This window comes from Furfurilactobacillus sp. W61-4 (assembly GCF_057545565.1).
The window spans coordinates 65,701-90,498 of the sequence record NZ_BAAJNZ010000005.1; the positions used below are offsets into that span (position 1 = coordinate 65,701).

Genomic DNA, 24,798 nt, shown 5'->3' on the forward strand with positions numbered 1-24,798 from the left:
AAAGGCGGTTACTCCATGATTAAGGTGTTAATCATTGAAGATGATCCAATGGTCAAAGCCGTCGACCAGCAATATCTTTCACGAGTCATTTCAAGTGAGCAATTAAACATCGCTACTGTCGACAACGGATCAGATGCAATCGTTTCCTTAAGTGACGAACCTGTGGATCTCATCTTACTAGACGTTTACATGCCAAAACTATCTGGAACTGATGTTTTGAATTGGCTTTTGCATCATCAACAGCATCCCCAAGTCATCATGTTGACGGCAGCTAACGATTCTGACCATGTTAAAGAAGCGGTTAATTATGGTGTATTAGACTATTTAGTGAAACCCTATACCTTTGATCGTTTTAAACAAGCAATAAATAAATTTTTATACCTATATACTTCACTTGCTAACGAAGCGCCACTTTCTCAACAGGCACTTGATGCTGTCTTTGCCAACTCTTCCGCTCAAATTTCTGGCTTGAAGCGGACTGCCAAGCTTCCTAAAGGTCTGTCTCAATTGTCGTTAGATCGTATCACGACGGCGATTGATTCTTTACCATCCCCTTTCTCCGTACAGGAAGCAGCCCAAGCCGCTAAGCTCTCCCGCATCTCAACCAAAAAATATCTTGATTATCTACTCGGGACTCATCAGTTGATGGCCACGATTAAATATCTTTCTGTTGGTCGACCGTTGACGGTCTATCAGTTAACTCGTTAAAACACGTAGATTTATATTTAAAATAGTTCCTGATCCAAAAAAACTAGCTATCTTATGACAGCTAGTTTTTTAGTAAGATTATTTTCTTGAGTTACTTGCTTAAATAATAAAAATTATACTAATGGAACATCGTTATCGGTGTGACCAGTTGTCAGCACCTGGTTGAAGTTTTCATAACTAACCGCAATCATATCCGTCAACGCTGGTTTCGTATATGAACCTACATGTGGTGTCATCAATACACGGGGATATAATTCACGTAGCGCTTCAACAGTTTCGTTCGGTAGTTTTTCATCAAAGGCGTGCCCAAAAATCAACTTCTCGTCTGGGAGGACATCTGTCGCAAAACTGCCCAGTCGATCTGCCTTTAGCGCTGCCAATACTGCAGCATGCTCCACTAGTTCTCCGCGGGCAGTATTGATCAATACTGCATCAGATTTCATTTTGCTCAAAAATTCAGCATTCACCATGTTTTCATTTTGCCCAGGGAAATACGGCACATGAAGTGAGATAAGATCAGATTGAGCCAATAGTTCGTCTAATTCAACAAAGGTGACAAATTGCCGGGCAAAATCAGAGGGATAAGGATCATACCCCAGCACCTTAGCTCCCATTCCTTGGTAAAGACTAGCCTCGGTCGCACCAATTTTACCTGTCCCAACAATGCCAACCGTGCTACTGTGCACTTCACGAGAAAATAACGCTGGAGCAACCCGAAAATCTCCATGATTTGTATGATCGGTTGCTAAAGCTGTGTGCCGTAGTAACATCATACCAAGCGTCATAGCTAGTTCTGCTACTGCGTATGGTGAATATGCAGGTACGCGGGCAACTTTCATTTCATAGCGCGCAGCTGCCCTCAGATCGATGTGATTGAATCCGACTGTTCGCGTAAAAATATATTTAATTCCCCACTCGTTAAGCTTAGCTAAATTAGTGGCATCTGCAATACAATTTGCGCGCAATAACACTGCATCAGAATCCTTAGCAGTTTCGACATTTTCATGTGTTAATAGATCTTCGACTAAATTTAAATCATAATCGTATTTATTTAGATCGTTAAAGTATGCGACCTCGTTTGAACGAACCCCGTAAGCAGTAATTTTAAACATTCGTCTGGCTTCCTTTCTAATAATCGATTCGGTTACTTAAAAATACCGACTTGATTTAATACTTCCAGCAATGCAATCCAAATTGGCGTTGCCACGACGGCGCAAATTGTCGAAATTAATGAAGCATTAGAAGCCATAACTGCATCACGATCAAAACTAATTGCATATGCAGATGCCACTGAAGCAGTTGGCGTCGCCATCATGATGATCACTGTTGCCAAAGCAACATAACTGACTGGCAGAATGTGGGTAATCGTTAACACGGCTAATAGCACTAAATTCAATAGTGGAACAAGAATAACCTTGTTAAAACTGTAGTACCATGAAATTTTATCCGAAGCAGCGTCTTTCATCGAAATTGAACCTAATGTTGCGCCAATGGATAACCAAGCTAATGGAGATGCTAAATTACCCAGATACTGCAGCGGTGTAAATAGCCACAACGCTGTCTGGTCAATCCGATAAAAGGCAACATTAATTGTTGGCGCATTTGGAGCAATCACCCCACTAACTGCTTGCTTTACCGTAACCATTGGCATGAAATCTTGGACCATCCATAAGATTAAACCAGCAAAGGTTGCGATAACGATTGGATTCAAAAACATTTTCTTAATATTAGCCGCTTCCATCTTCAAACCAGACATCTTGATGTAGGCATATGAGTAAAGAAAAATACGGTAACCAATGTTAAAAATGGAACTGTACATAATCCCCTTGGCACCAAAGACCGCACCAACAATAGGAATACCAAAGAACGTGGTTGAACCAAATGTCGTCAAGATAGCTAAGGTTTCCTGCTTGTCTTTTGGAAATTTCGTATAAGAAAATGGTGTCACAAAAATTAGGATGATATAAATTAAAATTCCCCAGATTAACACATTTAATCCTTGGGTAAATGTTTCATGGTTAATGGGCTGCATAAACGAATTAAACGCTAGGGCAGGTAATGCCACAGATAAAACGACCTTCGACAAAATTTTGCCAAAAGTTTCTCCAAACGTGCCGCGTTTTCGTAGATAAAAGCCCAATAAGATGATAAAAACTGTTGATGTGATAGAACTAATAATCGCCACATTTGTGAATGTAGCCTCAAGTGCTTTCGCTATGCTCATGTTAATCCCTCCGACTGTTTTAAACGACCTAAATTGTCAACGAATCGAGTATAACCAGTCATTGTGAATTAGCGAACATTAATAAACTATTGAAACCTTTTGTAACTAATGAAAGTGTAAATATGAGCATGATTTTCGGCTGTTTCATTTCAGGCGTTATCTTTCAATAAAATGCTTGTTTGCGTTAAGGTGATATGAATACGATTGAAACTTATGAAACGAGGCAACGATATGTTAGAAACCATCAACCAAGCAGAAAAAATGTTAGATAAAGCGACCGTATTTCAAGTGGCGACTATCGATAAACTTGGTTTTCCAAATATTGTTGCGCTGACTCCCTTGCCTTTAGATCGTTCATTAGATACCGTCTTCTTCTACACGACCCATAGTTCGTCCACGGTAAAAAACCTAAGTCGTTCCACTAATGCAGCGATTTATTGTTTTGATGAATCAAAACACTCTTCATTAATGTTAAAGGGGCGTTTTATGATTGTGAGTCCATCCAGCCTATCCGGACCTTGGCAAGAAGCCCTGAATAGTTTTCAGCGCTCGCTAAATTATCCAGATCCATCTATCTTGCGGTTTACGTCTCTAGCCTTTAAAATTCGCGAAGCCGGCCATATTTCTTACTCTGATTTACAGGATTAAGACAACCCCTCATTTTCTTCATTCAACTTATCACAAGCAATAATCAATTGGCTCACTTCTTGGTCAGGCGCCAATTTCATAGAATACTTCCGCCCGAATTCAATCATCGTGTGGTGAGCCTGGTAGAGTTCTTCAGGCCCTAAAACACTGACAATTTTTTGTTCGACTTGTAGGGTTGAAGCTGATTGTTGAACAAAATGGAGCCGTTTAGAAATCGCAGAAACATGCGTATCAACTGCAAAAGTTGGCTGTTTAAAGACATCACTTAACACGAGATTAGCTGTTTTGCGACCAGCCCCTGGAAGTGCCATAATCCCCTTTCGGTCAGTAGGAATAACGTCATGTAAGTCTTCGTGAATAATTTGCGCCGTTTTAATAATGTTTTTTGCCTTATTGTGAAATAGTCCGACGCGGCGAATAATTAACTCAACCTCTTCAACATTGGCGTTCATTAAACTTTTCGGATCTGAATAACGCCCAAACAAAGCCGGCGTCACTTGATTGACTGATAAATCCGTTGCCTGAGCGCTCAAAATAACTGAGATTAAGTATTGAAATGGTGTCCGGGAATCTAATGACTCTTTAACGGGCCCAATTTCAGCCTCCATCTGGTGAATAGCCCAGACGATTTGTTTGTCTGTTAACATTTTGTCCTACCTTTTTGCAAATTTAATGTGCTCTATTTATCCTAATGCAACCTTGCTCCGAGTGGTTATCATGATCTAAGCAACTTCGGCTATTCTAGCTATGTCATTAGTTTACACTCAAGTGTAAAATTTTAGCTATTTTTTAAAGCTAATTCTCTAAATCATCCTAATCTAAAACAGCTTACTTTTATTTCTTCTAAATTGAACCCGCACCCCATTGGTGATGGTCTCAATTTTTACCATTCTACCAACTTAAGACCATCTAACTTCACTACAACGCCTTTGTCGTGATTCAACTTTTTAGAGAGGCTTTTTACTGCCATTAAATCAAAAAAGTCGTGAGCCAAATCATTGACTCACGACGCATTATTTTAAATTTTGAACCGATGTGACAATAGCGGATAAATAAGACGGATGCATTTGATTGAACTACAGCTTCTTTTCGAAACCTTCCATTGGTGCAAGCTGATTTTGGTAGTCTTGCGCTTGATCCGTGTCAGTTGTGAAGTGCATGACTGGTTTAAAGGATTCACTCAAGTAAACCTGCATGACAGCTGGAATCGCAAGTTCTGTCATATCATAGGGACTAAGTTCGGTGCGAATACTTCCACCATCATTATTTTCAACCTTTTGAACCCACTGAGGCTCGCGAATGAGCTCACGTCCCATAGCAGCAAAGTCTGCACCGAGAGCAAGGACATTATCAGCGTCTTGGGGTATCTCCACAGAACCGACACCAATCAGCGGCGTGTGTCCACTAACAACAGCTGCGAACTTAGCCAATAAAGGCTCTGTATCAGATTTATCATTTAGCGAGCTTCGTTTGTAACTCCCCATCGAAATGTGCAGGTAATCAACCTTGTCACGAATCTGTTCCGCAAAGAAAAGTGAGTCTTCAATTCGAATGCCTGGTGTCTCGATCTCCTCTGGCGACAACCGATAACCCACAAGGAATGGACGAGTGGCTTTGTTAGCCGCTGCTCGAGCCTTCGCGATTACGGCCAGCGGAAAAGCTAATCGTTGTGTGCGATCACCACCCCATTGATCACTGCGCTGATTTGAGTTGGGTGAGAAGAACTGTTGTAACAGATAGGTATTAGCTCCGTGAAGTTCAACGCCATCAAAACCGGCAGTTACTGCCCGCCGTGTTGCTTGTCCGAAGTCGTCAATAATTGTCTCAATCTCGTCACTTGTCAGTTCCCGTGGGGTTTCAGAATTTGGTGGATAAGTTGCAGCCAGTGGACTCGCACTCACTGGCTGTGCACCATGAAGAATCTTACTAGTGCTTTTGCGTCCCGCATGAAAAATCTGCAGAATTGCCTTAGTCCCATTGTGATGAATTGCGGCGGCGATTTGAGCGAGACCCGGAATCATATCGTCACTGGCAACAGAAAGCTCACCCTCAAACCCCTTACCACTCTCTGAAACATTAGCAACACCCGTAATAATCATCCCAGGACCGCCTGCACGTTTTTGGTAATAGGCGACCTCGTCAGATGTGACCATCCCATTATAAAAACTGGTCATCGTTGTCATGGGACTCATGATGATCCGATTCTTGACTGTCAAACCAGATTTAAAAGTATACTCATTAAGAAATTCGTTTGTCATGCTTTTCTCCTTGCCGCCGTACTTATTTTTTGTTAGTGTACGTGAGTGGTTCTTAGTATAGCGGGTTTGCTTAATTTAACTAGTACCCACTTTCTTGTTGCATAGGTACCAAAAAGTAAGCATTGGATAGGAGTGGGCATTATGGCAAAAATTTATCAACTGGGAATTGAAGCCACGCTGGCAGTGATTGGCGGCAAGTGGAAACCTTTACTGCTTTGTCACTTAGGCAATGGGCCTCAGCGTCCCGGTCAATTACATCGGAAAGTTGAAGGAATTACCCAAAAAATGTTGACGCAACAATTACGGGAATTAGAAGCGGATGGCATTATCTCACGCAAAGTCTATGCGCAAGTGCCACCAAAAGTGGAATACTCACTCACCGAACAGGGCAAGAGCCTTGGACATGTCTTGGTGGCAATGTCCGAATGGGGTGAAACAACGATTGCGCAAAAGCGGGCCAATGGCGAATTAATTGAGCTTAAGAATCCTGATTATAGTGGCTACTTGAATTACTGAGTGACATTGTTTTTTTGGGGGGAAGTATGTTGTTAGCCTTGGCATATACATCATGTACGCGATGACATTAACGCAGAATAACTATGAATGGACGACAAAAAATTTAGAAGATGATCGTCGAGATGCCTTGGTCGTAGCGCAAATGCAATGTCAAATTAGTTGAGTTTGGCACCAAAGACCTAATTTCTGAAGCCGCAGGACCTCGAGACTTCGCCCAATTTGGCTCTTAACCGGTGGCAAGTGACGTTCCAACGGTCTCCATTCGCTTTGAATTTAGTGCAACGGTAATTTTTTACCCTACTTTGCCCAAACTATGCAACGCTATCTCAACCTAGGTAGCGTCCATTTAGCGCCCACTCCACTCAAAAAACCGCCAATCCCAACGGATTGGCGGCCTTATTTTACGCTCTAATTTCTAGTACTTTTCCTTACTTAATACGTTCAACTTTTTGTCAAAGTCATAAACCACTGGCTGGCCAGTAGCCATTTCCAAGTTCACGATGTCTTCATCGCTGATGCCTTCAATGTATTTGGACAATGCGCGAAGTGAGTTACCGTGGGCAGCGATGATGATGTTCTTGCCATCAAGCAGCTTTGGTGCGATCTCATCTTCCCATAGTGGCATAACGCGTTCCAAGGTAACCTTTAAGTTTTCCCCACCAGGAATGATCTTTGGATCGAGGTTGGCGTAACGACGGTCCTTAGCAGCGGAACCTTCGTCGTCAGCACTCAACAATGGTGGCAATACATCGTATGAACGACGCCAGATGTGAACTTGTTCGTCGCCCCACTTTTCAGCAGCTTCGGCTTTGTTTTGGCCTTGTAAAGCACCATAATGACGTTCGTTTAAGCGCCAAGTCTTCGTTTCAGGAACCCACAATTGGTCGGAACCTTCTAAAACGTAGTGCAATGTCTTGATAGCACGCGTCAAAACAGACGTGTAAGCATAGTCAAATTCCAAACCAGCTTCTTTAACCTTTTGACCAGCTGCTTTAGCTTCGGCAACACCTTGGTCACTCAAGTCAACGTCAACCCAACCGGTGAATTGGTTAGATAAGTTCCATTGTGACTGACCGTGACGAATTAATACTAATTTAGCCATGTAAATTTACCTCTTTCTCGTATAAGTAATTACGCGTTGATTATACCTGAAATAAGCCACGATTTACAGCGCCACCATTATTTTTCGCCATTCTGATGCCCTTGTTGCTTTGCCTTTCGTCGTGCGCGCAACTGTTTGATCGACGGGCGTTGATGGCCGATTGACTTCACCCCCAATAGGTCGAGGAAAAAGGTAAAGAGTGGTACCCCAAAAATAAGTCCCCAGACGCCAAAGAGTCGTTCACCAATCAGCAGAATCACAAATGTGTAAAAGATCGGCAATTCCGTCCGACTCGCATAAAACTGCGGATTTAATACATAGGCTTCAAGGGTATGCACAACTAAAATCAACACGAGGATATAAACGACCGTATCTAAGCCACCCACCGAGTAGCCAATCAGCCCAAGTGGCACCACCGATACGATCACCCCGGCGACCGGAATCAAACTGAGAATAAAGATCATTAAAGCCAGTGTCGGCAATTGGGGCATCGACAGAAACGCCAACGCAATCGTGGTAATGATCGTGTTGCACAAGGCGATGAAGAATTGTGCTTCGATCACCACCCCAAACGTATTAACAAACTTCTTAGCTAGATAGGCAATGTCTTGGAAAAACCAGCCATACGTTGAATCCAAAAATAGGTGAGAGAACTCTTGCACTCTTTTACTTTCGACGGTAAAAAAGAAACTTAGGATTAGCGAGAAGAATAACGTTAACGCCATGCCACCGATATAACCGACGTAATTTAAGATAATGGTGGCCCAATTTTTCAATTGGTTCATAAAATCAAAACGTTTCGCATACTGCGTAATAAAATTGACGACATAATTCGTATCGTGGGACGGATTGCGATAAAACGCATACACTGTATCGGCCATTTTAACGGTTTCATTCACAAGCTTTGGCAGATAACTCGTTACTCCCGTATACAACCCTAAGACGACTAATAAGTAGATCGCAATCACGATAACCGGACCCGGAATGCGAATGAACCGTTGAATAAATTGAACCAATCTGGTCACTAAAAATGTGAAGACAAAGGTCAACAATACGATACTAATCATGGACCGCATGAGCCATAAGACTAAAATAATTAGCCCCAATACGGTCCACCGGCGCAAGGCTACATTTTGGATCAGGCGCTGATAATAACTCACAATGACTTTCCCCCGTTAATTATGCTGGCTTAACTGTACCGCAGCCGGGAAAGTTCGGCCACCACTAGCATCTGACTTTGGAAAGTTTTAACCAGTATTCAGCCTGAAGCAGGCCGGCGTTTCTATGACTCAATTGACAGGCCTTAGCTCCTCTTTATGATTCATTTCTGGACTGTTTAAAGCGTAATGTTAATTCATCCAACCCTAGGGCGTGATGAATAATCGCAGCCATCCCACCTAGTAACATGGTTTCAATATGATCCTGCGTCAAAATAACGGGGGTTGTAATAGCTGGCGTCAATTGTTCTAATTCGTATTGAATCATGGCTAACAGACTGGGATCCCAGTCTAAAATTTCTGCATTTAAAACAATCACATCGGGGGCAAAATTAATCGTCAGTCGTTGGATAACCACCGCGACGTCTTTACTCCACGTTGTTAAACACGTCGTAACAGCCTCATCATGCGCTTTAATCGCTTGTTTCAGCGTCGCTTCGCTAAGCGCTCCCGAATCGAGCAATGATTGCAATCGATTCATCAGTGCTTGTTGGCTCACACGCTCGTCAACACTTACTGCTAACGCTTCATTTAAGTATGCACTGCCAATTTCTCCTGCCCTTCCCTCATGCCCCCGATACAAATGACCATCTGCAATGATTCCCACCTGCACTTGATGATCCAGCCACAGTGTCAGCACATTAGCTTCATCGGGACGTGAAACAAAATCCCGTTCAAAAATCGCGGCTAGGTTGGCTTTATTCTCAATAATTACTGGGACCCGAAACTGGTCGCGAAAGTACTTAGCCAAATCGAAATGTTCTAATCCACTTAACTCAGTGGTGATAATTCGGTTATTGGCAACCGTTCCATCAACAGCAAAAATCATCCCCGCTAATACTTTTGCTGATGAAGTCACTAGTGCGGTTAATTTGGTAGTTAACAGATCCATGACCGCAGTTAAATTAATACCAGCTACGGGAACCTGTTCGCGACTGATTTCACTAGCATCAAGTCTGCCGACCAATAATTCAAGCTGGCGCTTCTGCAATGAAATCACCACGACAAAATCACGATCAGTGTTTAACATGCTCATCAGCGGGCGGCGACCACCACTTTTGGTGCTTGCCCCAGGACCAATTTCGCGAATAATACCCCGATGTAACAATTGGTTATAAATATCAGAGACGGTAACTTTATTCAAAGCTAAGTTTCGAGAAATCTGACTTCGTGAAACAGGTCCTTCATTAATAATTTGTTGAAGGACTTGTTTTTCGTTACAATTTCGCATGATTCGCTTATTGATAATCATGATCGTTTACAACGGCCTTATCCAGGTTCCCCCGCACCTGCTAGTCGTTGATTTGCCCCCCTTCACGGGTTTAAACAGATAAATAGATTGCTTGTATAATAAAACGATTTATAAAAGTTGTACACGGTTCATCATCGCATTGTTCTGCTTTCAACCAAATGTCTTGTCAAATACCCGCAGATACGTTGCATTCTACGTCAACGAGGCAACTTTTTCAGCGTAAATGTTCGCTCCTAAAAAACAAAGACAGCCGGTTGTCTCACTGCTAGAATAAGCCTTGGTTACTTTTTTCAAGACCGCTGATTTTTAGTCCGTAGTTTGTACGTTGAATAAACAAACATTTAGCACTCAATTGGTCCGAGGACGACTATTATTTAGCAATTTTTTTCAAATTACTTGTAAGGTTTGTCACAAAATTGATTGCTGTTTCTTGGGTCAATTTGTTATCAGCGTTATACTAATCTAGTAACTTTTTATGGGAAGGGACAGGAATATGCTAGACAAGACATTTTACAAAACCTTTTTGAGTCACTCTTTTAACATCCCCGTCCGCGTGAATTACTGGGATGGCACCTCAGACGTCTATGGTGGTGATGGAACACCGGAAGTCACCGTCACCTTTAATGAGGTCGTCCCTGTGCGTTCACTAACCCACAACGCCTCATTAGCGTTAGGGGAAGCGGTGATGGACGGTCGTATTGAAATCAACGGCAGTATTCAGAAATTAATTGAATCTGCTTACGAAAGCGCGGATAGCTTCTTCAACAATAGTAAGTTTAAGAAGTTTATGCCCAAACAATCGCATAACGAGTCCCACTCTAAGCAAGACATCCAAAGTCATTATGATGTGGGGAACGACTTCTATGAACTGTGGCTCGATCCAACGTTAACTTATTCTTGTGCCTACTTCGAACACGATGATGACACTTTAGAACAAGCACAAATGAATAAGGTTCGCCACATTATCCAAAAGCTCGACCCACAACCGGGCAAACGCCTGCTAGATATCGGTTGCGGTTGGGGCACATTGATGCTCACCGCTGCTAAAGAATATGGACTTAAGGTAACGGGCATTACCTTAAGTCAGGAACAATACGACTTGGTCAAGCAACGAATCATTGACGATAAGCTCCAAGACGTTGCTGAAGTGCGCTTAGAAGACTATCGCGAACTCGGCAATGAGACTTGGGACTACATCACGTCCGTCGGGATGTTTGAACACGTTGGTAAAGAAAACCTTGGCGAATACTTCCAATGTGTGGCTAAATACCTGACGAAAAATGGTGTCGCACTTATCCACGGTATTACGCGGCAACAAGGCGGTGCGACAAATGCCTGGATGGACAAATATATCTTCCCTGGCGGCTATGTACCTGGCTTAACCGAGAACATCAATCATATGATTGACGCTGGTCTACAACTAGATGATATGGAACCTTTGCGGCGCCATTATCAGCGAACGACAGAAATGTGGGATCAAAATTTCAATGCGCACCGCGATGAAATCGTGGCCCATTTTGATGAACGGTTCGCGCGCATGTGGGACTTATATCTACAAGCTTCAGCGGCCTCATTTCAATCTGGCAATATCGATGTAATTCAGTTCTTGTTGACCAAAGGTGCCTCAGGTCGCGTATTACCAATGACCCGCGATTATATGTACAATCAACAAACTGAAACAGTAAAGGAATAACTAGACCAAAACAAAGAGACAGGATTACCGAAAATCGATCGGTAATCCTGTCTTTACTTTATCTTTGCGTTATAAGAACAAGGTCAAGCCCCACATAACCAGTAACCCTAAAACAACGGATAAGGTCATTGAGCGCGTGAAATACGCAATTAAAATTACAATGACTGCTGAGATCATGGCCGCAATATTGCCCATGGAAAAAGCATATGTCGAGGTCACAAAAATTTGTTTCACAATTAAAGCGGTAAATAAGGAAACTGGGACAAAGCCCATCCATTCATTAAACCACGCAGGAATTTTCCGTTTAGAGAAAAATAGCATTGGAAAGTATCGAGGAATAAAAGCGGCAACGCCCGCGCAGAGTACCAACACTAAATCATTCATGGTCGTTTGCATCCTTTGCTTGCTTGTGTTGTTCCGTTAACAAACGTTCTTCGGTCAATTCTTGATCGTTAATCGTCTCTCGGGTCCCCGAAGGTCCGCGCACTTTATAGAGCAAGGAACTGTCCGGCGCCATCGAGCGAATCAGCCGATCGGCGAGAAATCCAGCTGTAGAAGCCAACAAGGTCGCAATAACGATCCCCAAGGTGCTCTTCATCGCGACACAGAAGAAGGCTGATAACAGCCCCGACAGAATCGCTGTCAGCAACGTCAAGCGTCTCTTAACCTGCATCGTCACCATGAACAAGAACAATGCTGTTAATGCAAAATCAACGATCACTAAGTTAATCGTCAGTGAAGAACCAATCAGACTCCCAATCACGTTGGATAACGCCCAGGTGTACAATGCATAGTGCTCCACTAACAGCGCATTGCCGGGCGTCCAAAACTTATCCGTGGCAAACTTCAAATAGTTCACAGCGTAGTTTTCATCGTTTAAAGAAAACGCAAAGCCCAGAATAAAGCGATGGGAAGATTTCTTGAGATAATGTGACAAACTTGACCCCAATAGCGCATAACGGAGTTCAAGGAAAAAAAGCATAATCACGATTTGAGAAATTGGGGCATGGATCGTTAACATCGTGGCAATCAAAAATTGAGCCCCACCTGAATAAACAATCAGGGAGACTAGGCCGATCAACCAGGTATTCAACCCGCCAGCATGTAATAACACCCCACACGCTAGCCCGATGGGAATATAGCTTAAACATAGCGGCATCGCAACTTTTAGGACAGCCAGCCAGTTTGCCTGTTCCTTTTTCAAAATGCATCCTCCATCTGTGAAACACGTTTGTGTCCCGAACCGCTCACAATGAGCCGGTCTTGTTAAACCTACTTAAGGTGCGATCAAAATCTTGAAACAATGCGAATATATTTTACCATGTTTAAAAGTTCATTGTAACCACACCAATCGAGATTCCCGAACATAAGGATTAATGTAAGCGATTTTATTTTAAATAACTGGAACATTTTTAGTTCAAAATAGCGCTTTCCCTTAACCAAATTCATGACAGTAAAAAAGCTTTCGTCCACATCTGTGAATGAAAGCTTTTCTAAATCGCTACTGCTTTTCAACTTCCTGTAACTTTTGATTGTTATCCAATTGCGAGAATCCTTGCAAATGAATGCGTTGTAAGAAAATCATTGAAAGCCATAATAAGATTGCAAAGATTACGGCCATCACCAGCAACAAGCCAACTGCACTCCACGCCGTATTGGCACCGAGACCAGAAGTCAATCCTTGCCGTAATCCAAGAATCGAGTAAGTCATTGGTAAGAACGGGTGGATAGCATTGTAGAAGCCATTTGTCACTTCCATCGGGAAGGTCCCACCTGAACCACCAAGTTGCAACATTAAGACGACCATCGCAATAAAACGACCTGGATTATCTAATAGCATTGATAGGAACATGACCAAGAACATCGAAGCAATCGAGAATGCAATGGCCACGGCAAACATTTGACCAGGGTTGTCAGCCATCAGCCCGAATAACAACATCAGCCCCGTTTCAGCAACCGCTTGAACCACGGCAACTACTAAACCAACTGATGCTTTGCTGAAGAACCAAGCTGTTGCGCTTTGATCTTCCATCGAAATCTTCCGAATTGGGTAAGCAAAGTTGAAGACAATTGCCCCAACATACAAAGCAACTGATAAGACATAAGGGGCTAGCGCATGGCCGTAGTTAGCCACGTAACTGTAACTCTTGTGCTTCAACTGAGTTGGTGCGCTAAACATGTTAGCTGTCCGTTGTGACAGTGGGATACTGTTAACCTGTTTAGCACCTTTACCCAACGCGTCCGACAAGTCAACCGAACCGGTAACCAATTGTTTAGACCCGCTCTGCAACTGTGGTGAATTAGCGTTCAGTTGCGATGTTCCGTCTGCTAACTGGTTTACACCGCTAGTCAATGCTGGAATTTGGCTATTCAACTGGTTCAAACCGCCAGAAAGTTGGTAAGAACCATTAGCCAACTGGCTCACACCACTGACCAATTGTGGGACTTGGGCATTAAGCTGACCTAACCCACCACTCAATTGATTAGCACCGGAAACTAAAGCGCCAGAATTGGCATTTAGTTGAGCTGAACCAGCGGCTAATTGTGCAACTGCATTCGTTAAGGTTGGCACGTTACTGCCAAGCGACTTCAATCCGTCATTGAGTTGAGAAACACCGCTGACTAAGCTTTGTCCCTGTGATGGATTAACTTTGGCATTTAGTTGACTTGCGCCATTTGCAAAATTTTGCAAGCCATCTAGCGTGCCATTTTTTTTCAAAGCATCATTTAAGACTGTTGGTAATTGCTGTAAAGCTTGTGCTGTTTGCTTGCTTGACAAAGTCTTCGCCGTATTTGAATTTTGAATCTGATCTAATTGGGACTGCATCTGCGTCAATGTTTGAATATCAGCATCAGAAATCGTCAATTGCCCAAGCTGATCAGCAATACCGTTTAACCCAGAAAGTCCTTTACCAGCAGCACCGAGTTGATCACTTAATTGACCGGCACCCGCTACTGACTTCTGTAATCCTGCGGCAATTGCTTGGATCTTCGCTTTTTGCGTTGCGTCAGATTCCGAAGCTGCTACACCATTTAATGCATCAATCGCCTGTTGATTACCAGCTTGGATACTTGAAGCACCCTGTTGAGCCTGACTTAATTGCCCGCTCATCGCGTTCAACTGAGCGATTTGTGCTTTAATCTGCGTGGCATTACTAATCAATGGCTGCAAAGCACTCAAGGTTTGTTTCAAGTGCGCATTTTGTAGTTCCTGCTGTAACGACTGGACATTTTGCATCGTTGTCTGACTGTCAGACATGCCATTCATCAGTGCTTGAGCAGCTTGGAGTTGTGGCCGTAAGCTAGCTAACTGCGCATTAACTTGGTTAGCCCCTTGACCCAAGGCGCTAACCCCGGTCGAAAGCGCCGTCGCGTTGTCTAACAGTTGTTGAGAGCCATTCATGAGCTGAGTTGTGCCACTCCCCAATTGACCCGTTGCACCATTTAGTTGACCGAGTCCATTGTTCAAGCTCCTGACACCATTTGTGTAGGACGTTAGCCCAGCACTTAGCTGATTAGAACCGCTAGTCAATTGACCAACCCCGCCGGCCAATTGACCCGTACTGCCATTCAACTGCTGTAGTCCGGTATTGAGCGTGTTTCCACCGGCAGCCAATTGACTGACGCCACTAGATAACGGGCCAACACTCATCTTCATTGTTTGCACGCCGTTATTAACTTGACTGACGGCGGCGGTATACGTGTCAATCCCACTACCTAATGTCTTTTGACCATTAGATAATTTCTTGGCGCCCTTGGCTGCAGTCCCCATGCCTTGACCAACCTTTTTAATCTGTTGGAAGGTGGCGTCTGCATAAGCCTTAATCACGGTTTGACGAATCTTCTCATTCAACCCGGTGGACCCGATTTGACTGATAACTTCCCCAATATAGTTCAATGAACCATTGGTTTCATACTCTAGCTTCATCTTTTTCGGATGTTTGCTAAGGACTGATGCCGCATTCTTGGAAGTGTCTTTAGGGAATGTGACAATCGTGTAGTACTTTTTGTCCTTCAACCCCTGCTTAGCCTGCTTAGCGGAAACAAACCGCCAACCTAACTGATGATCTTTTTTGAGGGATTTGACCGCTTGATCACCAACACTTAGCTTTTGACCTTGATAATTGACAGAACGGTCATTATTAACGACGGCAACTGGCAGGTGCTGCGTCTCCCCATAAGGATTCCAAACTGACTTTAAGAAGAAAATACTATATAGAAACGGAATCACCATAATTGCCAAAACCGAAATTAAAATCAATCGGTTTTTGCCAATGAATTTCCATTCGTTCGCTAACATTTTCACTCGTGGTCCACCTCTTTCTCTCACTATGATTGCTTTAATTAATCATGATAAACACCTGGCCTGATTGACTTAGTCGGCCATTAAGGACATTACAAATCCACAATATACACCGATTGTTAACAAACCTCAACTAAATGTCTCATCCTCACACTAATTTTTAGCCAATATTTAGTTAGTCAGGCCGTCAACTATTTTTATGTTATCAAAAATGCTATCCGACTAAAACACGGATAGCATTATGACAACTACTTAGTGAGCTTGGGGTCCTGTCGCACCGGTCGTGGCAACGGTCGATCTTGATGGACCGGCAGATGAATGACAAAACTAGTGAGGTTCTTATCAGATTCCGCATAAATGTAGCCACCATGCCGCTCGACAATGCTTTGCGCGATCGCCAAGCCAAGCCCAGTCCCACCAGTTTCTTTGGAGCGTGATTCTTCAACACGATAGAACCGCTCAAACAATTGATTCAGGGCGGCGGTGGGAATTTCGCGACCATCATTAGAAACCCGCACCACCACTTCACGACCAGTCAACTTCGCGGTTAACTCAATAAAGGTTGCCTGCTCGCCATACTTTAATGCATTAGAAATGAGGTTATTAAAAACGCGCCCTAATTTCTCCGCATCTGCTTCCATCATAATGTTGTCTGGTTGCGTTGACGAAGAAATTGTCAGGTGCTTGCGGCTCGCCTCTAGTTCATAACTGGCGGCCAGTTGTTCTAACATTTGGCTGAAGTTAACATCACTGACATTTAATTCAGTCTCAGCACCGCGCATTTTCAAGTACTCAAACAAATCTTCAACCAGCGACTTCATTTGGGTCGCCTTTAGATAAGCAATGTGGGCATATTTGGTGAGATCCGTTTCCGTTTGATACTGGTGGTCTTCAATTAAACCAAGGTAGCCGATAATGGAAGTCAGTGGCGTGCGAATATCATGACTAACGTTAGTGATGAGTTCATCTTTTGAACGTTCCGCCTGCCGTTCATCATTCATGGACTGCGTTGCCGAATCAACCAGTGAGTTCACTGAATCAACCACTCGTTGGAGCCGCTTGCTCAATTTAAATGTAATCCGATGCTCTAAATGACCGTCAGAAATATAATGTAATTCAGCGATAATATGATTCATTTGATAGAGGTGATAGCGTCGAATCAGTCGCCAGTACAAAACGGCACAATCAACGATAATCATCACTGCGATGAACAGATTTTGATAGCTCCAAATGTAGCGACCGCCAATGACCAATGAGCGTTTGATCATGTAGACCCCACCGGCAATCCCGGGATTGGAATGCAAGACATCATTTAGAATAATGACTAACGACAGATTCAAAAGGAGCAGCAACACGACGGTTACCACTCCTTCAAAGATTAGTGACCACTTCTCGCGTGGTGTTAATTTCATCATGATTAGTGCGCCTCAATTTTGTAGCCGACGCCCCAAACAGTTTCGATCACTTTTTCGCCATTCGTCGCTTCCTCAATCTTGTCGCGCAAGTGGCTGACGTGTACCATCACCGTCTTAGCCGAAACAACGGACTCCTGCTGCCAAACTCGTTCAAAGATATCGTCGGCGGAGAACACCCGATTCGGGTGACTAGCTAATAGATATAAAATTCCAAATTCTAAGGCTGTCAATTGAATAGTCTGACCATCGATCGTCTTAACCTCATGAGAATCTTTATTAATTGTTAGCGGACCGATATCTAAAATATCCGGCGTGTCTGATGTGACGTGATCTTCAGAACGACGCAATAGTGATTTCACCCGGGCCATGATTTCCAGCGGGTTAAATGGCTTGGTCACATAGTCATCCGCTCCGGAAATCAATCCCTGAATCTTATCCATGTCGCCCGTTTTAGCAGACAAAATTAAGATCGGAATTTGTGAGTCTTTGCGAACCTGTTTAACGACTTCGATGCCGCTCATCTCTGGCATCATAATGTCAAGAATCATCAAGCCAATATCTGGGTTAGTGTTCAACTTGGTCAAGGCATCTTTACCTGTGTAAGCTGAGATCGGCTCATAGCCTTCATTCTTAATGTAAATTTCAAGTAACTGAGCGATTTCTTTATCATCATCAACAACTAAAATCTTCATGGTTATTTCCTCCACCGAATTCCTAAAGGGTGCTCAACGCTTTGCGGAGCACGGCCCTTTTGTTTCATTCTACTAGAGTTTGCGGTGGTCGACAAATTAAGAAAGAGGAAGGAATACCCTGTTATCGGCGGGATCCTTCCTCTTTCTTAATTCATATCGTTACCGCTAGTAAATTACCGACGCCGTTGATTCCGCTGACTGGCAAACATCCCACCAGTTACGTTGAAACGTCGCCGTAGCCACAGATCGCCACCAAAAGCGGCCACTGCTAAAACAATATAGAGCGCAGCTGGCAAGATTGGATTGAGCATTGGTGGTAGTAAGCTAACCGCCGCAAACAAGACTAAAATTCCAACCAATAAGGCAGCCATGTAGAGCAAAATCCGCCATAATGGTAACCGTTTGCGTTTGTCATTTGGGTTCAAAATAGGGGTTAGCCAAGCCCAGCCTAGTCCGAAGACAATGGAAACCAGTAGAATCCCGACGATGCCCATTTGGCCAGCACTGGCCGCTGGGCTCTTAGAAAATAGACCTAAGATCCCATACATCGCAGAGAAAATGGCCAAGATACTTAATGCGCTATCTGCCATGGTCGGCCAAAAGCCAGCCTGTTCACCGCCTGCTGCTGTCGATTTTGCTGGTCCATTAATCAAAATTTCTGCATAGGCAGTTGGCGTGCCAAAGAGCTGTTTAGCAGTCTGACCGGTCTTTTGACCTGCTTGTAATTTAGCCAGTGTGTCGGTCACCCCAACGGTTCGTTTATCCCCACCAAAACCGCGCTGATCCAGAATTTTATTTAATTGGTGCATAAATTCTTCATTACGTTTGGTTAAACCGAGGCTATTATACTGTTCTGTATCCGTGCGAATTTGGCCATGATGGGCCTGCTTCGCATTGGCATTTCGTTCCCGATTCTCTTCACTCACGTTGTTCTTCCTTTCCCTTGCCCAACTGACTAAACATTAAAGCGGAATTCCACGATATCGCCATCCTGCATCACGTAATCTTTACCTTCAACCCGTAACTTACCGGCTTCTCGAACTTTTTTCACAGAACCTAATTCATCCAGATCACTAAATGACATCACTTCAGCGCGAATAAATCCACGTTCGAAATCTGAATGAATAATTCCCGCGGCCTGTGGTGCCTTAGTACCAGCCTTAAACGTCCATGCTCGCGTCTCTTTACCACCAGCCGTGAAGAATGTTTCTAAGCCAAGTAACTTATAGGAAGCGCGAATAAGTTTATTCAAGCCAGGCTCATCAACCCCTTCAGCGGCCAGGAATTCTGGCTTATCTTCGTCAGGCATCTCAGCAATTTCTTCTTCGGTTCGAGCTGAAACGGCCACCACGCCACTACCTTCAGTCGCCGCGAAGGTTTCAATCTGCTGAACATAGGCTGATTGCTCGGGGTCAGCCATATCATCCTCAGCAATATTAGCAACATATAGAACTGGCTTTGATGTCAGCAGGAATAAACCATCGACGATCTTCTGTTCATCCTTGTCGAATTCCAGCGTCCGCACGGATTTGCCAGCTTCCAACACTGGTTTAATCTGCTTAAGCACATTATATTCAGCCATTGCATCTTTTTCTTTGGCATTCGTGGCTGACTTTTCGACCTTGGCATACCGTTTATTAACGGCATCCAAATCGGCAATGATTAGTTCAGTGTTGATCGTATCAATATCTTCCAAGGGATCGACGGTACCGGTCACGCTGGTGATGTTGTCATCGTCAAATGCTCTGACAACGTGAACAATCGCATTCACTTGCCGGATGTTTTCTAAGAACTTGTTTCCCAGTCCTTCACCCTGACTAGCACCTTTGACAATTCCGGCAATATCCGTAAATTCAAAGGTCGTTGGCACCACTTTGTCAGCTGGTTCAATGGCCTGAATGCGATCCAAACGATCATCTGGCACCGCCACCATTCCAACGTTTGGCTCAATTGTCGCAAACGGATAATTGGCCATTTCGGCCCCAGCCTTGGTGATCGCGTTAAAGAGGGTTGATTTCCCGACGTTGGGTAATCCCACAATTCCTGCTGTTAAAGCCATGTTTAAAACTCACACTTTCCTTGATTTAGTCAGTTGTGGACGCTTTTTTGAGAATCTTTTTGAGCTTTTTCTCAAATTCGCGCCGTGGCATCATGATGAGATGCCCACAACCTAAGCACTTAATTTTAATATCTGCACCCATCCGTGTAATTTCCCACTCGTTGGCGCCACACGGATGAGGCTTTTTCATTTCAACAACGTCGCCTTTATCGTACATTTACTTTCCTCCGTTGCTTTTTACATCGTCTAGTCCAACGAAATACCAAGAATTTCCAAAATCCGGGTCAGGTCATCAGTCGACATGTAGTCAATTTCGATGTGTCCTTGTCCGGCGGTGCTATTTGAGATTTGCACTTTTGTGCCAAACTTTTCTTGCAGTTGATTCTCAGAAGCTTGGACATAGGGCGACTTCTTTTGCATCTTGGTTGTTTTTGCCGGTTTATTACTGTTCATTTCCGCAACCACTTTTTCAAGTTCACGGACCGTCATGCCATTGCTAACAACCCGACGAGCGAGCGCAACCACTTTACGTTTATCCTTTAAGCCAAGCAACGTTCTTGCCTGACCCATTGACAACTCCTCATCAGCCAACATCGTCTTAATCGCTTCTGGTAGTCCCAATAAGCGTAGGTAATTCGCAATATACGGCCGACTCTTACCCAAACGAGCTGACACCTCAGCTTGGGTCAAGTTGAGCTTGGTCATCAAAGTCTGGTAAGCTTCTGCTTCTTCGAGGGGGGTTAAATCCTCTCGTTGCAAATTTTCTAAGACCGCAACTTCCATCATTTCTTGCTCGTTCATGGTCCGAATGATTGCAGGTATCGTGGTCTTGTTAGCTAATTTTGAAGCACGGAACCGGCGCTCGCCGGCAATAATTTCATAGCGAGCTAAGTTAGCGTCCGGTTGACGCACAATGATCGGTTGAAAAACCCCCGATTTTTCAATTGAACTCGCCAATTCTTTTAACGCCTTTTGATCAAAATTTGTTCGCGGTTGATAAGGATTTGGTCGAATGTCCGCCAACGTTAATTCTTGGACATTTTCGGCAGTGACGTCATTTAGGTTATCCGTTAGCCCATTATCTTCAAAGAGCGCCTCAATGCCGCGCCCCAAACCTTTACTGGTTGTTTTCTTACTTGCCATGCGCTTCGAGGACCTCCTCTGCTAATTCTGAATACACTTCTGCCCCACGTGACTTCGGATCATAGTCAATAATGGCTAATCCATGACTTGGTGCCTCTGATAAACGCACATTTCGCGGAATAATCGTCTTGTAAACGCGATCTCCAAAGTACTTTTGCACTTCCGCATTAACTTCTGCCCCTAAATTGGTACGGGCGTCGAACATGGTTAATAAGACGCCTTCAATGCGCAGACTACGATTGAAATGCTTTTGGACTAATTTGATCGTGTTTAACAACTGGCTCAGTCCTTCCAAGGCATAATACTCGCTTTGAACCGGAATCAAAATGGAATCACTGGCTGTAAACGCATTGATCGTAAGCAGACCTAACGACGGTGGGCAATCGATGAGAATAAAATCGTAGTCATCAATAACTTCCTGTAAGGCATCCTTCAGCCGCGTCTCTCGGGCCATTAAATTAGTCAATTCAATTTCCGCACCTGAGAGTTGAATTGTCGCCGGAACGATATCCATTCCTTGATGTGACGTCGCCAAAATCACTTCTGAAATCGGCGTTTCATTGACTAAAACATCGTAAATATCTTTTTGAATGGTGGCCTTTTGGATACCACTACCACTTGTGGCATTTCCTTGCGCATCCGTATCAATTAACAAGACTTTTTGCCCTTGGTCAGCCAAACAGGCGCCTAGGTTAACACTAGTCGTTGTTTTCCCCACTCCGCCTTTTTGGTTGGCGAGTGCAATTACGTATCCCATCAACGTTTACTCCTCATATCCTTTGTAACCTAATTTGATCATTCAGCTTCTAAAAAAATTTGCTTGCTTATGATTGATGCCCGCCATCTTTTGGTAGATCGATCACGATTCGATAACCATCCGCGGTAGCTTCTTCGTGCACATGTACGTCTAGGCCAGCGTCACGAACCATCTTAGCCGACTCTTTAATCGTGTTCACGGCAATTCGTGTATCGGCAGTTAGCCCACGTAAACGTTTCTTCGGTCGGCGCGGCATCACTGGATGTTCTGTCAACAGATCGGTAACGATGCGTTCCGTTGCTTTAACGTTAAGGTCCCGGTCTTCAATCTGTTGAAGCACTGTTTTTTGTTGTTCCGCATTGAGCGGTAATAAAGCTCGCCCGTGACGTTCAGAAATTTTATGCTGGCTAATCGCCACCTGGACTGGATCACTGAGTTTTAATAGACGTAATTTATTGGCAATTGCGGACTGGCTTTTACCAACCCCCTTGGCCAACTCAGTCTGCGTGAGTTGATTTAGCTTCATCAATTGCTGATAAGCTTGCGCCTCTTCAACCGCTGACAACGATTCCCGTTGTAAATTTTCAATCAACGCTAGCGACGCGGTTTCGTGATCATCCATGGTTTCAACAATTGCCGGAATGGTCGCCCACCCCAGCGCCGAAACAGCCCGGAAACGCCGTTCGCCAGCGATAATCTCATATTGATGGTCCTCGTACTCCCGAATCACAATGGGTTGTAGCAGTCCGTGATCACGAATCGTTTGGGCCAGCTCGGCAATCGCCTGGTCATCAAACGTATGCCGCGGCTGAAACCGATTGGGCACAATATCGGTCAGTGGAATTTGTTCAATTCGTTGTTGCGGTTTCTCTTCATTTTTACCGCGATTTCCGAACAATGAAAACGCCATGACGTTGCTTTCCTTTCCAAATCACACTAATGGCGGCTTAATAAAGGCTCTTTATTCGGCGTACCCGGCCGTCGTGGGTATCGCTTCGGTGTTGACGCGATTTTATCAATCACAATAATTTCGCGCGGATCCCCTGATAAGGGTAACTCGAACTGATCACTGTGAGTGACCTTACCACCGAGGGTTTTGATCGCAAACAAAGCTTGCGTTAACTCATCATCAGCGCCACTAGCCTTCATCGCCAACAATTGCCCGCCAACTTTAACCAGTGGTAGACAAAGTTCACTTAACACGCTCATGCGTGCTAGGGCACGGCCTGTGACATAGTCAAATGTCTCCCGTGCTGGTGCATTTTTGGCTCCAAACGTTTCGGCGCGGTCATGCACCAACGTCACGTTAGTTAACCCTAATGTGTCAACAAGTTCTTGCAGGAAGCCAATTCGTTTATTCAGTGAATCCACAATCGTCACCTTTAGCTGAGGAAACATGATTTTTAGTGGAATCGATGGAAAACCGGCCCCGGCACCAACATCACATAGTGAAACCGCTTGGGTTTGCAATTGTGGCACATAAATGGCGACGGTCAGTGAATCATAAAAATGTTTCAGATAAACATCGGCTGGTTCTGTGATCGTGGTGAGATTAAACTTCTGATTGGTTGCTAATAATAGCTGTAGATACTGGTCAAATTGGATCTGCTGTTGTTCAGTAACCGTTAAGCCATGATCTTGCAACGCAGTGACAAATTGTTCTGGATTCATCTAAACTCCTTAATGTGAAACAACTTCCATGTTTCACGTACTTGTTAAGTTTACCGAAAAAAGCACAATAAAACAACCGTCAGCCGCGGCGAGAAAACCAGGTTCTACCTTGTTTTAGCACCAGTTAACGATTGCTTTTGATATCTCAATTTGATTACAGTTTGCCGTCCTAAATTCGCCGCCAAATTAACAGTCCAAGTTGTAAGAAGAGCCAACCGATTAGACCGCCACAAGTATTTAAGATTAAGTCATTAATGTCAAAGGTGCGATCGCCCAGATTAAAGTAGTTCATTAATAGTTGCGTACATTCAATAAACAACGAGGTCGCAAAAGCTAGTGTCAAACTGCGTCGAAACCGCCGCATCCGCACGCTAAGCGCACCAACTAGCAAAACTAAGGGTGCCAGCATCAATCCATTACCGACGATTTGATACAAACTGCTTGGTTGTTGCCAGTTGTACCACAATGCCAGCGGATGAGTTGCGATCGCTCCTTGAAATGTTTCACCACTGGCCATTAATGTGGCGGTACTGCGACTGACATTAATTGGGAACAAGGTCATCTCAAATAGTCCCCACAGATAGACGCATAACAAGCCCTCAAATAATAACCGTGTGAAGCTAATCCGTTGCTTGCGCCAGTCTACGACAACAAGTCCAATAAATAAGATCGCTAAAGGTAACCACAAGCTGGCACTCGTGATCATTCCATGTTCATTAAAAATGGTCATGATGCCACCTCCATTTTTAGAGCGTGAGCAAGGCCGCTTTGAGTCCGAGCAACAAGGGACAAGCACGGACGGGTGGGCTTCACCCGGTAGTGATTGTTAATTGTGCACAGGACTCAGGTCTTGCGAGCGCGTTTTTTAGAGCGTGAGCCATCACGGGTGAAGCCGAGCACCAACGGGAAATCATGAGCGGGCGTTTTTGGCCCGAACAGGATTTTGGGTTGGGCACAGGTTTCAGTGATGGCGAGCGCGTTTCCACAATTCAAGCTTACCGCGTGTCCCCAAAAATGTCTGAATTTGAGCCTGGCTTTGAGAAATTATTTAACTTCTGCGATTGATATTTAAAAAGATTATCCTAATCAGATCAACAAAAAAATGTCCTCGATAATCGAGGACATTTTGACTGAGTAGGT

General features: G+C 44.0%; 24 protein-coding genes. 4 read left to right on the forward strand and 20 right to left on the reverse strand.

All coding sequences use genetic code 11. From position 1 onward, the window contains the following. Window positions 1–15 precede the first annotated feature (15 nt). Entirely contained in the window at window positions 16–708 is a 693-nt protein-coding gene (locus tag AC27FN_RS07440; protein WP_487167374.1) for a response regulator, read from the forward strand. Between the two features lie 113 nt (window positions 709–821). On the opposite strand, the gene AC27FN_RS07445 is transcribed toward AC27FN_RS07440, so the two are convergent. Then, window positions 822–1,820 carry an NAD(P)-dependent oxidoreductase gene (locus tag AC27FN_RS07445; protein ID WP_487167375.1) on the reverse strand — a complete coding sequence of 333 codons (999 nt, stop codon included), beginning with the start codon at window positions 1,818–1,820 and terminating at the stop codon, window positions 822–824. A 32-nt stretch (window positions 1,821–1,852) separates the two neighbouring features. Further along, complete coding sequence (locus AC27FN_RS07450) at window positions 1,853–2,932, reverse strand: AEC family transporter (RefSeq protein ID WP_487167376.1); 1,080 nt, start codon at window positions 2,930–2,932, stop codon at window positions 1,853–1,855. A 231-nt stretch (window positions 2,933–3,163) separates the two neighbouring features. Here AC27FN_RS07450 and AC27FN_RS07455 point away from each other — a divergent pair, with 231 nt between their 5' ends. Then, entirely contained in the window at window positions 3,164–3,580 is a 417-nt protein-coding gene (locus AC27FN_RS07455; RefSeq protein WP_487167377.1) for a pyridoxamine 5'-phosphate oxidase family protein, read from the forward strand. Here the strand turns inward: AC27FN_RS07455 and AC27FN_RS07460 are convergent. Both AC27FN_RS07460 and AC27FN_RS07465 read right to left on the reverse strand, forming a co-directional pair. Next, entirely contained in the window at window positions 3,577–4,227 is a 651-nt protein-coding gene (locus tag AC27FN_RS07460) for an endonuclease III domain-containing protein (protein ID WP_487167378.1), read from the reverse strand. The two genes, AC27FN_RS07455 and AC27FN_RS07460, sit on opposite strands and share 4 nt — an antisense overlap. Window positions 4,228–4,656: 429 nt before the next feature. Continuing rightward, window positions 4,657–5,838 carry an NADH-dependent flavin oxidoreductase gene (locus AC27FN_RS07465; RefSeq protein WP_487167379.1) on the reverse strand — a complete coding sequence of 394 codons (1,182 nt, stop codon included), beginning with the start codon at window positions 5,836–5,838 and terminating at the stop codon, window positions 4,657–4,659. A gap of 141 nt (window positions 5,839–5,979) precedes the next feature. Between AC27FN_RS07465 and AC27FN_RS07470 the strand changes: the two genes are divergently transcribed. Next, a complete protein-coding gene (locus AC27FN_RS07470) occupies window positions 5,980–6,354 on the forward strand; it encodes a winged helix-turn-helix transcriptional regulator (protein ID WP_407884595.1) in 375 nt (124 codons plus the stop codon). 415 nt (window positions 6,355–6,769) lie between these two features. On the opposite strand, the gene AC27FN_RS07475 is transcribed toward AC27FN_RS07470, so the two are convergent. From AC27FN_RS07475 to AC27FN_RS07485, 3 genes are all read right to left on the reverse strand, one after another. Further along, the gene (locus tag AC27FN_RS07475) at window positions 6,770–7,456 is read right to left on the reverse strand and encodes a 2,3-diphosphoglycerate-dependent phosphoglycerate mutase (protein ID WP_487167380.1); all 687 of its coding nucleotides are present in this window, start codon (window positions 7,454–7,456) and stop codon (window positions 6,770–6,772) included. A gap of 77 nt (window positions 7,457–7,533) precedes the next feature. Further along, the gene (locus tag AC27FN_RS07480; RefSeq protein WP_487167381.1) at window positions 7,534–8,616 is read right to left on the reverse strand and encodes an AI-2E family transporter; all 1,083 of its coding nucleotides are present in this window, start codon (window positions 8,614–8,616) and stop codon (window positions 7,534–7,536) included. A 154-nt stretch (window positions 8,617–8,770) separates the two neighbouring features. After that, on the reverse strand, window positions 8,771–9,904 hold the full coding sequence (locus tag AC27FN_RS07485) for an ROK family protein (protein WP_487167382.1): 1,134 nt from the start codon (window positions 9,902–9,904) through the stop codon (window positions 8,771–8,773). A gap of 514 nt (window positions 9,905–10,418) precedes the next feature. Here AC27FN_RS07485 and AC27FN_RS07490 point away from each other — a divergent pair. Then, complete coding sequence (locus tag AC27FN_RS07490; RefSeq protein ID WP_487167383.1) at window positions 10,419–11,618, forward strand: class I SAM-dependent methyltransferase; 1,200 nt, start codon at window positions 10,419–10,421, stop codon at window positions 11,616–11,618. Between the two features lie 69 nt (window positions 11,619–11,687). On the opposite strand, the gene AC27FN_RS07495 is transcribed toward AC27FN_RS07490, so the two are convergent. The 13 genes from AC27FN_RS07495 to AC27FN_RS07555 all read right to left on the reverse strand — a co-directional run bounded on the left by AC27FN_RS07495 (window position 11,688) and on the right by AC27FN_RS07555 (window position 24,388). Continuing rightward, window positions 11,688–12,002: an AzlD domain-containing protein gene (locus AC27FN_RS07495; RefSeq protein WP_487167384.1), complete on the reverse strand. Its 315-nt coding sequence runs from the start codon at window positions 12,000–12,002 to the stop codon at window positions 11,688–11,690. Further along, window positions 11,995–12,822 carry an AzlC family ABC transporter permease gene (locus AC27FN_RS07500; protein WP_487167385.1) on the reverse strand — a complete coding sequence of 276 codons (828 nt, stop codon included), beginning with the start codon at window positions 12,820–12,822 and terminating at the stop codon, window positions 11,995–11,997. The genes AC27FN_RS07495 and AC27FN_RS07500 overlap by 8 nt, the downstream gene beginning before the upstream one ends. 297 nt (window positions 12,823–13,119) lie before the next feature. Continuing rightward, the gene (locus AC27FN_RS07505) at window positions 13,120–15,918 is read right to left on the reverse strand and encodes a YhgE/Pip family protein (protein ID WP_487167496.1); all 2,799 of its coding nucleotides are present in this window, start codon (window positions 15,916–15,918) and stop codon (window positions 13,120–13,122) included. A gap of 251 nt (window positions 15,919–16,169) precedes the next feature. Next, entirely contained in the window at window positions 16,170–17,333 is a 1,164-nt protein-coding gene (locus AC27FN_RS07510) for a sensor histidine kinase (RefSeq protein ID WP_487167497.1), read from the reverse strand. 5 nt (window positions 17,334–17,338) lie between these two features. Continuing rightward, entirely contained in the window at window positions 17,339–18,028 is a 690-nt protein-coding gene (croR, locus tag AC27FN_RS07515; RefSeq protein WP_487167386.1) for a response regulator transcription factor CroR, read from the reverse strand. Window positions 18,029–18,201: 173 nt separating this feature from the next. Next, window positions 18,202–18,954 carry a DUF1129 domain-containing protein gene (locus AC27FN_RS07520; protein ID WP_487167387.1) on the reverse strand — a complete coding sequence of 251 codons (753 nt, stop codon included), beginning with the start codon at window positions 18,952–18,954 and terminating at the stop codon, window positions 18,202–18,204. A 29-nt stretch (window positions 18,955–18,983) separates the two neighbouring features. Then, window positions 18,984–20,087 (reverse strand): redox-regulated ATPase YchF, encoded by a 1,104-nt coding sequence (ychF, locus tag AC27FN_RS07525; protein WP_487167388.1) that lies wholly within the window; start codon window positions 20,085–20,087, stop codon window positions 18,984–18,986. Between the two features lie 25 nt (window positions 20,088–20,112). Beyond that, window positions 20,113–20,304 (reverse strand): DUF951 domain-containing protein, encoded by a 192-nt coding sequence (locus AC27FN_RS07530; protein ID WP_487167389.1) that lies wholly within the window; start codon window positions 20,302–20,304, stop codon window positions 20,113–20,115. Between the two features lie 29 nt (window positions 20,305–20,333). Further along, the gene (locus AC27FN_RS07535; protein WP_487167390.1) at window positions 20,334–21,230 is read right to left on the reverse strand and encodes a ParB/RepB/Spo0J family partition protein; all 897 of its coding nucleotides are present in this window, start codon (window positions 21,228–21,230) and stop codon (window positions 20,334–20,336) included. After that, window positions 21,220–21,987: a ParA family protein gene (locus AC27FN_RS07540; protein ID WP_487167391.1), complete on the reverse strand. Its 768-nt coding sequence runs from the start codon at window positions 21,985–21,987 to the stop codon at window positions 21,220–21,222. Before AC27FN_RS07540 ends, AC27FN_RS07535 begins: the two co-directional genes overlap by 11 nt. A gap of 67 nt (window positions 21,988–22,054) precedes the next feature. Then, window positions 22,055–22,897, reverse strand: a complete 843-nt coding sequence (noc, locus tag AC27FN_RS07545; protein ID WP_487167392.1) for a nucleoid occlusion protein — start codon at window positions 22,895–22,897, stop codon at window positions 22,055–22,057. A 26-nt stretch (window positions 22,898–22,923) separates the two neighbouring features. After that, complete coding sequence (gene rsmG, locus AC27FN_RS07550; protein ID WP_487167393.1) at window positions 22,924–23,658, reverse strand: 16S rRNA (guanine(527)-N(7))-methyltransferase RsmG; 735 nt, start codon at window positions 23,656–23,658, stop codon at window positions 22,924–22,926. Between the two features lie 169 nt (window positions 23,659–23,827). Further along, window positions 23,828–24,388, reverse strand: a complete 561-nt coding sequence (locus tag AC27FN_RS07555; RefSeq protein ID WP_487167394.1) for a VanZ family protein — start codon at window positions 24,386–24,388, stop codon at window positions 23,828–23,830. Between the last annotated feature and the right edge of the window lie 410 nt (window positions 24,389–24,798).

What these genes read in the sequence shown, in the direction of transcription:
- AC27FN_RS07465 (WP_487167379.1), bottom strand. Translation starts at nt 5,838, where the DNA reads ATGACAAACGAATTTCTTAATGAGTATACTTTTAAATCTGGTTTGACA.
- AC27FN_RS07510 (WP_487167497.1), bottom strand. Translation starts at nt 17,333, where the DNA reads ATGAAATTAACACCACGCGAGAAGTGGTCACTAATCTTTGAAGGAGTG.
- AC27FN_RS07535 (WP_487167390.1), bottom strand. Translation starts at nt 21,230, where the DNA reads ATGGCAAGTAAGAAAACAACCAGTAAAGGTTTGGGGCGCGGCATTGAG.
- AC27FN_RS07470 (WP_407884595.1), top strand. Translation starts at nt 5,980, where the DNA reads ATGGCAAAAATTTATCAACTGGGAATTGAAGCCACGCTGGCAGTGATT.
- AC27FN_RS07445 (WP_487167375.1), bottom strand. Translation starts at nt 1,820, where the DNA reads ATGTTTAAAATTACTGCTTACGGGGTTCGTTCAAACGAGGTCGCATAC.
- AC27FN_RS07505 (WP_487167496.1), bottom strand. Translation starts at nt 15,918, where the DNA reads ATGTTAGCGAACGAATGGAAATTCATTGGCAAAAACCGATTGATTTTA.
- noc (WP_487167392.1), bottom strand. Translation starts at nt 22,897, where the DNA reads ATGGCGTTTTCATTGTTCGGAAATCGCGGTAAAAATGAAGAGAAACCG.
- AC27FN_RS07530 (WP_487167389.1), bottom strand. Translation starts at nt 20,304, where the DNA reads ATGTACGATAAAGGCGACGTTGTTGAAATGAAAAAGCCTCATCCGTGT.
- AC27FN_RS07490 (WP_487167383.1), top strand. Translation starts at nt 10,419, where the DNA reads ATGCTAGACAAGACATTTTACAAAACCTTTTTGAGTCACTCTTTTAAC.
- croR (WP_487167386.1), bottom strand. Translation starts at nt 18,028, where the DNA reads ATGAAGATTTTAGTTGTTGATGATGATAAAGAAATCGCTCAGTTACTT.
- AC27FN_RS07540 (WP_487167391.1), bottom strand. Translation starts at nt 21,987, where the DNA reads ATGGGATACGTAATTGCACTCGCCAACCAAAAAGGCGGAGTGGGGAAA.
- ychF (WP_487167388.1), bottom strand. Translation starts at nt 20,087, where the DNA reads ATGGCTTTAACAGCAGGAATTGTGGGATTACCCAACGTCGGGAAATCA.
- AC27FN_RS07555 (WP_487167394.1), bottom strand. Translation starts at nt 24,388, where the DNA reads ATGACCATTTTTAATGAACATGGAATGATCACGAGTGCCAGCTTGTGG.
- AC27FN_RS07460 (WP_487167378.1), bottom strand. Translation starts at nt 4,227, where the DNA reads ATGTTAACAGACAAACAAATCGTCTGGGCTATTCACCAGATGGAGGCT.
- rsmG (WP_487167393.1), bottom strand. Translation starts at nt 23,658, where the DNA reads ATGAATCCAGAACAATTTGTCACTGCGTTGCAAGATCATGGCTTAACG.
- AC27FN_RS07450 (WP_487167376.1), bottom strand. Translation starts at nt 2,932, where the DNA reads ATGAGCATAGCGAAAGCACTTGAGGCTACATTCACAAATGTGGCGATT.
- AC27FN_RS07440 (WP_487167374.1), top strand. Translation starts at nt 16, where the DNA reads ATGATTAAGGTGTTAATCATTGAAGATGATCCAATGGTCAAAGCCGTC.
- AC27FN_RS07455 (WP_487167377.1), top strand. Translation starts at nt 3,164, where the DNA reads ATGTTAGAAACCATCAACCAAGCAGAAAAAATGTTAGATAAAGCGACC.
- AC27FN_RS07495 (WP_487167384.1), bottom strand. Translation starts at nt 12,002, where the DNA reads ATGAATGATTTAGTGTTGGTACTCTGCGCGGGCGTTGCCGCTTTTATT.
- AC27FN_RS07485 (WP_487167382.1), bottom strand. Translation starts at nt 9,904, where the DNA reads ATGCGAAATTGTAACGAAAAACAAGTCCTTCAACAAATTATTAATGAA.
- AC27FN_RS07475 (WP_487167380.1), bottom strand. Translation starts at nt 7,456, where the DNA reads ATGGCTAAATTAGTATTAATTCGTCACGGTCAGTCACAATGGAACTTA.